This is a genomic window from Salinibacterium sp. NYA9b, assembly GCF_976973725.1.
Genome location: NZ_OZ333476.1, coordinates 1474922 through 1487691, shown reverse-complemented (window position 1 = coordinate 1487691; position 12770 = coordinate 1474922). Strand labels below are relative to the sequence as shown.

Below are 12770 nucleotides of genomic sequence, written 5' to 3'. Positions count from 1 at the left end.
CAGAGCGCGATTAGTCCTTGCCGCGCCACGGCTCGTCGCCGGCGGCACCCGGATCGGGCTTGTCATCGCCGCTTCGCAAGTACTTCTCGAACTCTTGAGCAATTGCTTCACCGCTGGCCGAAGGAGAGTCGACCGTGTCGCGAGCACGTTCGAGTTGCTCGATGTACGACGACATGTCCTCGTCTTCGCCGGCGAGAGCGTCAATGCCCGTTTCCCAATCGGTCGCTTCAGTCACGAGATCGCCGCGGGGGATCACAACATCCACAATTTCTTCGAGCTTGTCGATGAGAGCGAGGGTCGCTTTCGGTGATGGGGCGTTGTGCACATAGTGCGGAACGGATGCCCAGATCGACATTGTCGTAATGCCGCTAGCTTCTGCGGCCTGGCCGAGTACCGACAGGATGCCGACCGGGCCTTCGTAGCTGCTGCGCTCGATATCCAATGCGGTGCGAACGGTGGAATTTTCGCTCGATGTGAAGACCGAAATGGGGCGAGTGTGGGGCACATCGGCCAACATCGCTCCGAGGAACACGATCGAGGAGATGCCGTTGTCGACCACGGTCTCGAGGATGTCGCGCGTGAATGCTTTCCAGGAGCGCGAGGGTTCTGTGCCGAGCAGGAGGTAGATGTTCGACTGGTTGTTGGCGCTCAACTGCAACTCGGCATCAGCGGCGATGCTTTCGGGGCGTTCGGCGTTGGGGCGAGACGGGCCGTACATTGTGACCGACGGCCACGTCATGACGCGGTTGCCGTCGTCGTCGTGGGAGAGCACTGGACGGTTGAACTGGTAGTCGAAGTATTCTTCGGGATCGACTTCTGAGATGGGATACACGTCGAGTTGCTCTTTGAGCGATCGCACTGCGCCGCTCGCTGCTTCACCGGCGTCGTTCCACCCCTCGAAGGCGACGACGAGGAGTCGTCCGTTCGCAAATGGGGTGTTAGTCACTGGTCTCCTTGTGGTGCGTGGCAGGAATGTTGTTCAGTCAAGGATAGAACTACGATGGTCCGTTGTGACTCACTCCACTCCGGCGGCCGTCTTGTGGGACATGGACGGCACCCTCATCAACTCCGAACCGTACTGGATTTCTGCGGAAACCACGCTTATCGAATCGTTTGGCGGCACTTGGACGCATGACGATGCCATGGCCTGTGTGGGCAAAGGACTTTTCGAGTCCGCTCGAGTCATGCAGACGAAGGGCGTCACTCTCGGCGCCGTCACGATCGTTGACCGTCTCACCGACAGCGTGATGGCGCAACTCAAGGAATCCGGCATCCCGTGGCGACCGGGAGCTCGCGAACTATTGCAAGAACTGCGCACTGCTGGTGTTCCCACCGCAGTCGTCACCATGTCAGTCGGCCGCATGGCTCATCACGTTGTCGAGAACCTGGGCTTCCACGGCTTTGACGCCGTCATCTCCGGGGACGACGTCGAAAACGCTAAACCCCATCCTGAGGCCTACCTCGCGGGCGCGGCGGCACTCGGTGTCGAAATCACCGACTGCGTTGCCATCGAAGATTCCCCTCCCGGTGCCACTTCGGCGTTCGCCTCGGGTGCCACTGTCATCGGTGTTCCCTTCATGGTGGACATCCCCGAAGACAAAACCCACGCACTCTGGCCAACTCTTGACGGCCGCACCCTGAACCATCTCTCCGAACTGCACACAAAGGTGACCACGCGATGAGCGACGTATTCCGACGACAGAGCGGCCCCTTCCGTGAAGGGGACCGCGTACAACTCACCGGGCCCAAAGGGCGCCTCAACACGGTGACTCTCGAAGCTGGGGGATCGTTCCACACTCATCGTGGCGTCCTCAGCCACGACGTCATCATCGGTCAGCCGGATGCCAGCGTTGTAACGAGCACCAATGACATCGAATACTTGGCGATGCGCCCACTGCTCACCGATTTCGTCATGTCGATGCCGCGCGGTGCCGCAATCATTTATCCGAAGGATGCCGCCCAGATCATCGGCCAAGCCGACATCTTCCCTGGCGCCCACGTTGTAGAAGCCGGTGTCGGTTCAGGTGCGCTCTCCCTATGGCTGCTGCGCGCCATCGGCGCGAGCGGACAGTTGAACTCCTTCGAGCGTCGTGAAGAGTTTTCTGAGATCGCTCAATCGAACGTCGAGACCTTCTTAGGCGCGAAACCCACGAACTGGACGGTCACGGTTGGCGACCTGCAGGAGCAGTTGCCGGCATCCGTTGAGCCAGGTTCTGTTGACCGCATCGTGCTGGACATGCTCGCGCCCTGGGAGTGCATCGAGGAGTGCGCCGATGCGCTCACTCCCGGCGGAGTGTTGCTCTGCTACATCGCCACGGTCACCCAGCTGTCTCGTGTTGCGGAGGCGATCCGCGCGACTGGCCTCTTTACGGAGCCCGATTCCAACGAAACGATGGTGCGCGGTTGGCACGTTGAAGGACTCGCCGTTCGCCCAGATCACCGCATGGTCGCCCACACTGGTTTTCTCATGACGGCCCGTCGTCTCGCGCCAGGATCAGTACTGCCCGAGCTCAAGCGTCGCGCCTCAAAGACTGACTTCAAGGACGAAGATGTCGAAGTCTGGACACCCGGAGCGCTCGGCGAACGAAACGCCAGCGCCAAACGTCTCCGCAAGACGGCGCGCGAAGCGAAGGCCGCGGCTGAGGCCGGGGCTTCTGACCGGTAGAGTGTTGGCGATGTCTGTGACGATGAAAAGAGTGTTTGTGCGCAAGCTTGCAGTGGTGGCCCTCAGTGCCGGAGTTGTTGTCTCGTTGGCGGGTTGTGCCAATGGTCCGTTGAGCTTCGCGGACTGCACCCCGGTTTATTCCTCTGGCTCCAATTCCGCGCTCGTGAGTGCTTCTGGCGCTCTCAGCACCGACCCCGAGGCCGAGTTCCCGACTCCGCTTATTTCAACGGATGTCGAGAGCGAGCTCGCTATTGAGGGCGACGGCGATAAGGTCGGCGCTGGTGACATCACGACCCTCCAAATCACGATTTACAGCGGCGAGACCGGCGAACAGCTCATCTCGACCGGACACGACACCGCGGGATTGCGTGTGGCTGTCACCGAGGGTGCACCGCACTTTGGTGACATTGCTCAGTGTGCGACTGTCGGTTCGCGCATTGTGACCACGGGCACAGCAGGCGACATTCTCGGCACAGAGAACATCGCTCAGAACCAGCTTCCGCTCGCCGACGACGACACCATCGTGATGGTGAGCGACGTCGAAAATCGTTATCCCGGCAAGGCAGATGGAGCCAACAAGCTCGCTCCTGCAGGATTCCCCTCCGTTGTGCTGGCTCCGAATGGTCAGCCCGGGTTCACGTTCCCGTCCGGCGATGTGCCGAGTGACCTCATGTTCACGGCGCTGAAGGTAGGCTCTGGCGCGCCTCTCGAAGAGGGCGACGCAGCAGTAATGCACGTGAGCGGAATCGAGTGGGGTGCTGAAAGTACATTCACCAATAGCTGGGCAGAATCTGGCGTTCCCGGAACCTTCCTCCTAGCGGGCACAGAGACCGCCGATTCGAGCCTCCCTCCCGGACTCACCGAAGCCCTCATCGGCCAGACTGTTGGCTCGCAGGTGCTCATCGTGTTGCCCGCGGATGTCGGCTTCGCCGCTGATGCCTTGCCGACTGGCGTCACGAGCGGCGCCACCCTCGTCTTCGTATTCGACATCCTCGGAATTCAAGAGCAGTAACCGCAACCCACGACACGGCCGGGTGTCAGAGACATAGGATTTGACTCGTGCCAACACCGAAAGTTCCCAACGAAGAACGGCTCTTTAGCCTCGTTTTGGCGTTGCTTTCCACCGAAAATGGGCTCACAAAGAGTGAGATCCTGTCGACGGTGCAGGGCTATCGCCAACGCTTCGTACACTCGGGGGATAACGCGAACCTTGAGCGCCAGTTTGAGCGCGATAAGGACGACATTCGCGAGCTTGGGGTTCCGCTCGAAACGATCGAGCCTCCCGAGCAGGCTGGTAATAATCAGAATCTTCGCTACCGCATCCCTCGCGTCGACTACGAGCTTCCCGAGGACATCAAGTTTTCGGCGGAGGAATCCACGCTTCTCGGTCTCGCCGCGATGGTGTGGCGTGAGGGTTCTCTCTCTGAGGGTTCACGCCGCGCCATGGTAAAACTCCGATCGCTCGGCATCGAGACGGCGGAGCCGGTCCTCAGCTATGCGCCACAGTTGCGGGTGCGCGATGCATCCTTCGAACCGCTCCGCGAAGCGATGGATCGGCGCGTGCTTGTCAGCTTCGAGTATTTGAAGCCGGGGGAGCAGTCATCGACTACTCGGCTCGTAGCGCCACTCGCGCTCGTGCAACATCAGGGCCGCTGGCACCTGTATGCCAAAGACCCGAAAACGGAACAGTTCAAGACGTTCCTCTTGCGACGCATCGTCAGCGACATCCAGCGCAGTAAAAAGACATTCGACTACGTAACGGATGACGCCGCTGCTCAGGCCTTGTCTGGGCTTGAGCAGGTCTGGCAGTCCAACGTCGCTGTGCTGCGGGTGGAACCCGGCACCGACGCCGCTACTCGTCTGGGCAAACGTCGTGGAGCGGTGTTGCATCCGGATTGCATGCTTGAGGTCAACTTCACTGACGTCAACATCATGGCCGACGAGCTCGCCAGCTTTGGGCCCGAGGTTGTTGCAGTGTCTCCGCCCCATTTGCGGTCCGCCGTTATTGAACGACTCACGAGAACGGTGGCAGACCATGGCTAAAAAACTTCCGCCGCTGCGCGCTCAAGACAAGCTGGTCTTTTTGCTCGCGCTCGTGCCTTATCTCATGGACCGTGACCGCGTCAGTGTCGCAGAAACAGCTCTTCACTTTGGCGTGCCCGAGCAGAACATTCGCGACGCAGTACGACTCATCGCGGTTTCAGGAATCCCTGGCGATACCGCTACCTATCAGGCAGGCGATCTCTTCGATATTGCCTGGGACGACTTCGAAGATAACGACCAGATCGTGTTGACGCACCTGGTCGCTATCGATGACACGCCACGTTTCTCCGCCCGTGAAGCGTCTGCGCTCATCGCGGGCTTGCAGTACCTCTCGAGCCTGCCCGAGCATGCTGATCGCGAAGCTATCGCAACCCTCACCTCGAAGCTGTCACGGGGAGCATCCGCGCAACCAACGGCCGTCGCGGTGGAGTCGAGCGCGCTCGACGAGACGCTTGCCCTCATCCGTGAGTCCGTAGCAGCGGGTACCCAAATTGAGTTTGACTATCGCAACTCGCGCGGCGAGTCCGAGCGGCGCCGGATTGACCCGCTCCGGGTTGAATCAGTGGACGCGGACTGGTACGTGCGTGGCTGGTGCCATTCACGGGAGGATGTGCGCACCTTCCGTCTCGACCGCATCTCCAAACCGGCGATGACAACCGAGGCGATCACGCACACTGCTGGCGATGTGAACTTGCCGGAAACGCTCTTCGATACTTCTGCCGAAGACATTGAGGTCACCGTCGAGGTGGCCCGGAGCGCCATCGGCCTGCTGGGGGACTACGTGCCAGAAGATGCTGTTCTGGTACCCGCGGGGGATCGCGTGCGCACGGTGGTTCGTGTTCCCCACTTTCACGGTCTCAAGCGACTCATCGCTGGCCTCCCCGGCGTCGTAACCGTCGTGGCGCCCGACGAGGCCCGACGTGCGGTAGCGGGCTGGGCCCAGGCTGGGTCCGACCTCTACGCGGAACAGCGATAGGTGCCGCGATGATTGCATGGTGGGGCTGGCTGCTCATCTGGGTGGGGCTCGTACTCATCTTGGTCGCGATGCTGGGTGTTGTTGCGTGGATCTTGTTCCGTAAGGCAATGGTTCTGATGAAGGATCTTTCGGATGTCGTCGAGAAGACGTCGATTCTGGATGTCGAGTCGGAGAAACTCAGCAAGCCACAACTGGCAATCCTCACCGAGATGGTGGAGATTCGCGATCGCCATGAAGCGCACAAGCGCCAGCGCGCTGAAGTCAAGCTCGCTAGGCACGAACGCCGCATTGCTCGCGCTAAGACAATCACTAAGCGCGACGCTTCTCAGATGCAGTGGCCCAAGGAGTGGTCATAGGTGGGCTGGGTCTTTGCTGCTGGCCTGATTCTCATCGCTCTGCTCTGGTTCGCAACGTGGTTGCGACGCCGGACTATCCGGGCGTATTTGCTCACGGCCGGCGCGCAGACAGCGGGCATCAGTAGCGAGTATCGCCGCCGACGGCGAGCTCCCCGCATTGCGGTGCGCTACACCGACAGCGCGGGAATCGAGCGAGTAGTCGTGAAGTCGTTGGTGAGCGCGGGCGATGCGCAATTGCTCGCGAAACCCGCCGTGGTGCTTTACCACCCCAAGCATCGCAGCCGTTCTGATTACGTTCTTCTCGGCTTTGGGCGACAGCCTCAACGGTGGTTTCCCGTTGAGTTCGCACCGCGCGAACCATCAGCCCGATAACGGTTCATTGTTCGGCGCATCACGGCAAATCTAGGTATGATTGGCCAACGCAGCCTTCGATTTTTAAGGAAGTTCTCCATGCTCGGCAATCTCAGCGGTTGGCACCTCGTTATTCTCTTGGTCGTCATCCTCTTGCTCTTCGGCGCACCGAAACTTCCTGGGCTCGCGCGCAGTCTCGGCCAGTCAATGCGCATCTTCCGCAGCGAGGTCAAGACGATGAAAGACGAGAACAGTTCCGATTCCCCAGCCGACACTTCGGCGGATTCGAACAGCGACACTCCTCCTAAGTCCTAGCCCCTATGGCAGTTCGCGCCGAGAGGTGGCGTTCCAAGAGTGAAGAACGGATGTCACTCGGCGCGCACCTCGTAGAGCTCAAGAAGCGGTTGTTCATTTCCGCGATTGCGATCATTGTGACCGCTATCGCAGGTTTTATCTTTGCGAATTTCTTTATCGACGCCTTGCGCGCACCGATTACCAACATCGCTGACGCAACCGGCCGCGGTGCCGCTCTCAACTATGACGCGGTAACTCAAGCATTCGATATCCGTATGCAGATCGCGTTCACGGTGGCGATCGTCGCCGCAAGCCCGGTGTGGCTGTACCAAGTCTGGGCGTTTTTGGTTCCCGGCCTTGTGCGCAAAGAAAAGCAATATGCAATTGGCTTTTTAGCAACCGCGATTCCCCTGTTTCTCGCAGGGTGTGCCGCCGGCTGGTATGTAATGCCGAACATCATCACGCTCATGTTGGGCTTCGCGGGTGACCAAGATCTCTCCAATCTGAACGCAAAGTACTACTACGACTTCATCGTGAAGCTGCTGCTCTCGGTTGGGATCGCTTTCGTATTGCCCGTTTTTGTGGTGCTTCTCAACTTGGTGGGGGTGCTGTCGGCGAATGCAATTCTCAAGGGGTGGCGCGTCGCCATTTTGACGATCTGCATCTTCACCGCAATCGCTACGCCTGCCGCCGACGTCATTTCAATGTTCCTGCTCGCCATTCCGATGATCATTCTCTACTTCATCGCAGCACTGATTGCGTGGCTTCATGATCGACGTGCGGCCAAGAAAGCTGCCGCCGTTGACGCCGAGTTGCGAGCAGAAGGCTAAGCAATCACCGTTTAGGCTGTAGTCAATGACTGAACTGTCTCCCGCCGAACGGTACGCCGCGGCAAAGAAGCGTCGGGGATACCCCGTTCTTGAAGCCTTTCGCGCCAGCCAGCGCTTCGATCTCGATGAGTTTCAGATCTCAGCCTGCCAAGTTGTCGAAGACGACAAGAGCGTTCTCGTCGCTGCTCCGACTGGAGCTGGCAAGACGATCATCGCTGAGTTCGCTATCTACCGCGCCATGCAGCTCGATGGGCCGAAGGTGTTCTACACGGCGCCGATGAAAGCGCTGAGCAATCAGAAATTTCAGGAGCTCGTCGCCGAGTACGGTCCCGAGAACGTAGGGCTGCTCACCGGTGACACAAACGTCAATGCCAGCGCGCGCATTGTGGTCATGACCACCGAAGTGCTGCGCAACATGCTCTACGCCAAGTCTGACCTGCTGAAGAACCTCAGCACGGTCGTGATGGATGAGGTGCACTTCCTGGGCGATCGCTTCCGCGGCGCCGTGTGGGAAGAAGTGATCATCCATTTGCCTGAGGACGTTCACATGGTCTCGCTGAGCGCGACTGTGTCGAATGCTGAGGAGTTTGGTGACTGGCTGCAGGCCGTTCGGGGCGATACCGAAGTAATCGTCTCAGAAGACCGCCCAGTGCCTCTGGAGCAGCATGTGCTCGTGGGCACGAAGCTCATTGACCTCTTCGACTCGTCAGGCTTGGCCGCAACGAACCGCGTGAATCCAGAACTCGCGCAGATGGCGCGCTTCGGTGGTCGAAGCCAGAGTGTCGGCAATCGCAGAAAGAGTAGTCGCCATGACTCTCGCGGCGGTCGCCCGGCACGTTCTCGCATGGATCGCGCCGATGTCGTCGCAATGCTGTCGTCAAAGAATCTTGTGCCAGCCATTTTCTTCATTTTCAGTCGCATGGGCTGTGATCAGGCGGTGAATCAAGTGTTGCGCGCGGGCGTTCGCCTGACGACATCCGAGGAGCGCGACGAGATTCGCGAGATCGTGGAGGCTCGCTGCCGCACGCTCCTCGATGAAGATCTGGCTGTTCTCGGCTATTGGGATTGGCTCAGCGGTCTCGAGCGGGGCGTTGCCGCCCATCATGCTGGCCTTCTTCCCGCATTCAAAGAGGTCGTCGAAGAACTTTTCCAAAAGAAGCTTGTCAAGGCTGTTTTTGCGACAGAGACGCTCGCGCTCGGCATCAACATGCCGGCCCGTACCGTTGTGCTCGAAAAGCTTGAGAAGTTCAACGGCGAAGCTCGCGTTCCGATTACTCCGGGGGAGTACACCCAGCTCACCGGTCGTGCCGGCCGTCGCGGCATCGACATCGAGGGTCACTCCGTCATCCAGTGGGTGGACGGGCTCGACCCGCAGGCGGTGGCATCCCTCGCGTCACGCCGCACCTACCCGTTGAACTCGAGCTTCAAGCCGACCTACAACATGGCCGTGAACCTCATCGAGCTGTTCGGTCGGGAGCACACTCGCGAGATTCTGGAATCGAGCTTCGCGCAATTCCAAGCCGACCGCGCTGTCGTCGATTTGGCTCGCAAGGTTCGTTCGCAGAAGAACTCGCTCGACGGCTATGCCAAGTCAATGGAGTGCCACTTGGGCGACTTTGGCGAGTACTCCCGCATCCGTCGTGAACTCAATGATCTTGAAAAGAAGTCGCAGCCCAAGAACGATGCGGGGCACCGCGCCGAGCGTGAACGGCGTCAGCGCAAGCTCGCCGATCTGCGTCGCCAGATGCGCAAACACGAGTGCCATGCCTGTCCAGAGCGCGAATCTCACGCACGCTGGGCCGAACGCTGGTGGCGCCTGAAGCGCGAGACGGATCAGCTGACTCGTCAGATTCAGAACCGCACAGGAGCGGTTGCCAAGATCTTCGACCGCGTCACCGATGTGTTGACCAAGCTCGGCTACATCGAGCCGGGAGCCAACGGTGAAATGACGATCAACTCCTACGGCCGCACGCTGCGACGCATCTATGGAGAACGCGACCTCCTCGTTGCCGAATCACTGCGACACGGGTTCTGGAACGAGCTCGACGCCCCCTCTTTGGCCGCTATGGCTACGACGCTGGTGTACGAGCCCCGTCGCGACGAAGGTGACCTCAGCGATCGTTACCTCCCGCGTGGTGCCTTCCGTGAGGCCTTCGACAAGACGACCACGCTGTGGGCAGAGCTCGACGATCTCGAGCGTGACAACCGTCTCCCCGGCAGCCAACCACTCGCGGCTGGGCTCGCGCTCGCTATGTACCGCTGGGCGAACGGAGCCAACCTTGACTCCGTGCTCGATCTCGCGGATATGGCTGCGGGTGACTTTGTGCGCGTCACCAAACAGACGATCGACCTTCTTGACCAGCTCTCGGTCGTCGCTGATGGCAATGTCGGCCCGACCGCGCGCAAGGCGCTCGACGGCATCCGTCGCGGAATCGTCGCCTACAGTTCTGTCGCTTAGGCTCGAACGCGTGATGCCCGATAAACCCGTTGCTGTGCTGCCCTTCTGGGCTGCGATTGTGGTTGCACTGGCATCCGGCCCCATTTTGGATGCAGGGTTCCCAGACAAGAGCGTCTGGCCGATGACCTTTGTCGGCATCGCGCTCGTGCTCATCGCCCTTCGCGGGCGGAGCTCCCGTGGGGCATTTCTCGTCGGTTTCCTTGGCGGAGTGGCGTTCTATTTGACGCACATTTCCTGGGCATCTCTCTTTTTGGGCCCTGTGCCGATGCTGGCACTGTCGTTTCTTGAGTCGCTGTTCGTCGCGCTCGGCGGGCTCGCAATCACCCTGGCCTATCGCTGGTTGCCGCGCGCTTTTGGAGCGGGCTGGGGAGCAACGCTGGGCCTCGCCGTTGTGGTTTCAGGCCTCTGGACGGCGCGCGAAGCGTGGATGAGCGTCTGGCCCTATGGCGGCTTCTCCTGGGGCCGCGTTGCTCTATCTCAGTCGGAGAGCCCGCTTGCAGCCCTCTTCCCGTGGCTCGGTGTCTCGGGCGTCAGCTTCGTTATGGTTCTTGTTGTCGCGCTTTCGCTTGCCGCCGCCGAATACACCTGGCGTCACTACCGCGAACTTCCCTTGGATGAACGCGCCCAGCACCTCTCGAGGGCGCTACGCGCCGCCTTCGTACCGGTAACGGTCGTCACTCTGCTGCTGAACGCACCCTCGTGGCACGCGACCCTCGACGGAACACTCCGCGTCGGCGCAGTCCAAGGAAATGGAAAAGCCGCCTATTTCGACGAGCGCGACCGCGGTGACCTACTTCAGGCGCAACTCACCGCCACCGAGCCGCTCTACGGCCAGGATCTCGATCTCGTGGTGTGGCCCGAGGGCGGCACCGATCTCTCGCCGCTGAGCAATAGTTACGCGGCAGCAGCCTTCGATTACGTCGTCGATAACGCCAATGCACCGCTGATTTCCGGCGACATCACCGAGCGTGACGGAAACATCTATAACAGTCAGTTGTTGTGGATGCCGGGGGAGGGCGTCGTCGATATTTACGACAAACGCCATCCCGTGCCCTTTGGCGAGTATGTCCCCAACCGCGAGATCTGGGAGCAGTTTGCGCCCGACCTCATCGGGCTCATTGGGCGCGACTATTCAATCGGCAGCACCGATATGGTCTTCGATGTGAACGGTGTGACCCTCGGCGTCAACATCTGTTTCGACATCGTCGACGACCAGATCCTTACAGAGTCCGTCGAAGAGGGCGCTCAGCTCATCATCGCGTCCTCCAACAACGCGGATTTCGGCCGCACCGATGAGAGCGCCCAACAGCTGGCGATGGCCCGCATTCGCGCGCTCGAACTCGGCCGCAGTGTCGTCAATATCTCGACTGTCGGTTTGAGCGCGATCATCGCCCCCGACGGAACCACAATTGCTGAAGTACCGTGGTACACGGCGGCCACCATGGTCGAAGACGTGCCGCTCTCCACCAGCATCACTCCGGCCGTTGTCTGGGGTCGCGAGCTCGAGTGGCTCGTGTCAGGAATAGGGCTCGGCGCACTCATCGTCGCAGCAGTGGCCGGTCGGAGAAAAAATGCCTAACGTCGTCGTGGTCGTCCCGACCTATAACGAGATCGAGAACATTTCCGCGATCGTTGGTCGGCTCCGGCAAGCAGTGCCACGCGCCCACGTGCTCGTGGTCGATGATTCGAGCCCTGACGGCACGGGGGAGCGCGCCGAAGAGCTCGCCGCCGCCGATCCGGGCATCACTGTGCTGCACCGCGCCAAGAAAGAGGGACTCGGCAAGGCCTACCTCGCCGGCTTTGCGCTGGCCCTTGAGCGCGGTTATGACTACATCGCGGAGATAGACGCCGATGGTTCCCATGATCCGTCTGATCTTCCGGCGATGATTGCTCTCGCCAAAGCAGGCAACGATCTTGTCATCGGTTCCCGCTGGGTGCCCGGCGGTTCCGTCAAGAACTGGCCATGGTTTCGGCACACCATTTCGCAAACGGGGAACGCCTATGCCCGCACGGTGCTGCACTCCGACATCCGGGACATCACGGCAGGGTTCAGAGTGTTTCGCGCGAGCGCGCTGCGAGAGCTAGGCCTCGACGGTGTCTCGTCGCAGGGCTACTGCTTTCAAGTAGAAATGGCCTGGAACTTGGAACGTGCGGGCTACCGAGTGGCGGAGCATCCGATCACGTTCGTTGAGCGCTCAACAGGTCGATCAAAAATGCATGCAGGAATTGTTGCAGAAGCACTGCTCAGGGTCACCGGCTGGGGAATAGCGGCGACCCTGAATGCAGCACGTCGTTAGTTAGGCGCCGATCTTCTGCTGGCCGCGACGGGCACGCAAGAAGTCGAGACGCTCTTGAAGAAGCTCTTCTAATTCGGGGCGGGTGCGACGTTCGAGAAGCATGTCCCAGTGGCTACGGGGAACCTTCACGTCGACCTCATCGAGTTCTACCAGCTCGCCGTTGTCATCGAGGAGTGTTCCTTCGTGACCCGTCTTGGCGTCAAGCCACTGCTGGGGAACTTCGGCGTCAGACGAGAACATCACTTCAAACGTGGTGCCGTCGGCCGCCTTGTATACGCTCTTTTTCCGCGGGGAAAACTCGACACCCTCTTCGCTCTGTAAGCTCTGGGTACCAAGTCTCATGCCGCGCAAGCTGCGATCTGCCATCGTGTGGCCTCCTTCAATTCGCGGTTTCTACAAGTAATAAACCCTCTTGCTGAACGTATGCTTCCAAGGGCGCACTGTTCACAGCGACTTGTCAGCATTTGCCAACATTTTCGCTGCCCAGAAGTGGAGTGTGC

14 protein-coding genes are annotated in these 12770 nt (G+C 60.1%); 12 read left to right on the top strand and 2 right to left on the bottom strand.

The window, feature by feature from the left end:
* Positions 1-10: 10 nt before the first annotated feature.
* Positions 11-946, bottom strand: coding sequence for a proteasome assembly chaperone family protein (locus ACWFSR_RS07125; RefSeq protein WP_447523422.1), 936 nt, complete (start codon positions 944-946; stop codon positions 11-13).
* A 64-nt stretch (positions 947-1010) separates the two neighbouring features.
* Between ACWFSR_RS07125 and ACWFSR_RS07120 the strand changes: the two genes are divergently transcribed.
* The 12 genes from ACWFSR_RS07120 to ACWFSR_RS07065 all read left to right on the top strand — a co-directional run bounded on the left by ACWFSR_RS07120 (position 1011) and on the right by ACWFSR_RS07065 (position 12270).
* On the top strand, positions 1011-1682 hold the full coding sequence (locus tag ACWFSR_RS07120) for an HAD family hydrolase (protein ID WP_447523421.1): 672 nt from the start codon (positions 1011-1013) through the stop codon (positions 1680-1682).
* Entirely contained in the window at positions 1679-2665 is a 987-nt protein-coding gene (locus tag ACWFSR_RS07115; protein ID WP_197105593.1) for a tRNA (adenine-N1)-methyltransferase, read from the top strand. Before ACWFSR_RS07120 ends, ACWFSR_RS07115 begins: the two co-directional genes overlap by 4 nt.
* 10 nt (positions 2666-2675) lie before the next feature.
* Positions 2676-3677: an FKBP-type peptidyl-prolyl cis-trans isomerase gene (locus tag ACWFSR_RS07110; RefSeq protein WP_447523420.1), complete on the top strand. Its 1002-nt coding sequence runs from the start codon at positions 2676-2678 to the stop codon at positions 3675-3677.
* A 47-nt stretch (positions 3678-3724) separates the two neighbouring features.
* Entirely contained in the window at positions 3725-4708 is a 984-nt protein-coding gene (locus ACWFSR_RS07105; protein WP_197105592.1) for a helix-turn-helix transcriptional regulator, read from the top strand.
* Positions 4701-5684, top strand: coding sequence for a helix-turn-helix transcriptional regulator (locus ACWFSR_RS07100; protein ID WP_447523419.1), 984 nt, complete (start codon positions 4701-4703; stop codon positions 5682-5684). Before ACWFSR_RS07105 ends, ACWFSR_RS07100 begins: the two co-directional genes overlap by 8 nt.
* Before the next feature lie 8 nt (positions 5685-5692).
* A complete protein-coding gene (locus ACWFSR_RS07095; protein WP_197105590.1) occupies positions 5693-6040 on the top strand; it encodes a hypothetical protein in 348 nt (115 codons plus the stop codon).
* Positions 6041-6412, top strand: coding sequence for a hypothetical protein (locus tag ACWFSR_RS07090; protein ID WP_197105589.1), 372 nt, complete (start codon positions 6041-6043; stop codon positions 6410-6412).
* Between the two features lie 78 nt (positions 6413-6490).
* Positions 6491-6706 carry a Sec-independent protein translocase subunit TatA gene (tatA, locus tag ACWFSR_RS07085; RefSeq protein ID WP_197105588.1) on the top strand — a complete coding sequence of 72 codons (216 nt, stop codon included), beginning with the start codon at positions 6491-6493 and terminating at the stop codon, positions 6704-6706.
* A 50-nt stretch (positions 6707-6756) separates the two neighbouring features.
* Positions 6757-7515 (top strand): twin-arginine translocase subunit TatC, encoded by a 759-nt coding sequence (tatC, locus tag ACWFSR_RS07080; RefSeq protein WP_197105587.1) that lies wholly within the window; start codon positions 6757-6759, stop codon positions 7513-7515.
* A 25-nt stretch (positions 7516-7540) separates the two neighbouring features.
* Positions 7541-9973 (top strand): DEAD/DEAH box helicase, encoded by a 2433-nt coding sequence (locus ACWFSR_RS07075; protein WP_197105586.1) that lies wholly within the window; start codon positions 7541-7543, stop codon positions 9971-9973.
* A gap of 13 nt (positions 9974-9986) precedes the next feature.
* A complete protein-coding gene (lnt, locus tag ACWFSR_RS07070; RefSeq protein WP_447523418.1) occupies positions 9987-11552 on the top strand; it encodes an apolipoprotein N-acyltransferase in 1566 nt (521 codons plus the stop codon).
* Positions 11545-12270 carry a polyprenol monophosphomannose synthase gene (locus tag ACWFSR_RS07065; RefSeq protein WP_197109967.1) on the top strand — a complete coding sequence of 242 codons (726 nt, stop codon included), beginning with the start codon at positions 11545-11547 and terminating at the stop codon, positions 12268-12270. Before lnt ends, ACWFSR_RS07065 begins: the two co-directional genes overlap by 8 nt.
* Here ACWFSR_RS07065 and ACWFSR_RS07060 read toward each other — a convergent pair whose 3' ends face one another.
* The gene (locus tag ACWFSR_RS07060; RefSeq protein ID WP_197105583.1) at positions 12271-12636 is read right to left on the bottom strand and encodes an RNA polymerase-binding protein RbpA; all 366 of its coding nucleotides are present in this window, start codon (positions 12634-12636) and stop codon (positions 12271-12273) included. It lies immediately after the preceding gene.
* Positions 12637-12770 lie beyond the last annotated feature (134 nt).

What these genes read in the sequence shown, in the direction of transcription:
- ACWFSR_RS07115 (WP_197105593.1), top strand. Translation starts at nt 1,679, where the DNA reads ATGAGCGACGTATTCCGACGACAGAGCGGCCCCTTCCGTGAAGGGGAC.
- ACWFSR_RS07110 (WP_447523420.1), top strand. Translation starts at nt 2,676, where the DNA reads ATGTCTGTGACGATGAAAAGAGTGTTTGTGCGCAAGCTTGCAGTGGTG.
- ACWFSR_RS07100 (WP_447523419.1), top strand. Translation starts at nt 4,701, where the DNA reads ATGGCTAAAAAACTTCCGCCGCTGCGCGCTCAAGACAAGCTGGTCTTT.
- ACWFSR_RS07095 (WP_197105590.1), top strand. Translation starts at nt 5,693, where the DNA reads ATGATTGCATGGTGGGGCTGGCTGCTCATCTGGGTGGGGCTCGTACTC.
- tatA (WP_197105588.1), top strand. Translation starts at nt 6,491, where the DNA reads ATGCTCGGCAATCTCAGCGGTTGGCACCTCGTTATTCTCTTGGTCGTC.
- tatC (WP_197105587.1), top strand. Translation starts at nt 6,757, where the DNA reads ATGTCACTCGGCGCGCACCTCGTAGAGCTCAAGAAGCGGTTGTTCATT.
- ACWFSR_RS07075 (WP_197105586.1), top strand. Translation starts at nt 7,541, where the DNA reads ATGACTGAACTGTCTCCCGCCGAACGGTACGCCGCGGCAAAGAAGCGT.
- lnt (WP_447523418.1), top strand. Translation starts at nt 9,987, where the DNA reads ATGCCCGATAAACCCGTTGCTGTGCTGCCCTTCTGGGCTGCGATTGTG.
- ACWFSR_RS07065 (WP_197109967.1), top strand. Translation starts at nt 11,545, where the DNA reads ATGCCTAACGTCGTCGTGGTCGTCCCGACCTATAACGAGATCGAGAAC.
- ACWFSR_RS07060 (WP_197105583.1), bottom strand. Translation starts at nt 12,636, where the DNA reads ATGGCAGATCGCAGCTTGCGCGGCATGAGACTTGGTACCCAGAGCTTA.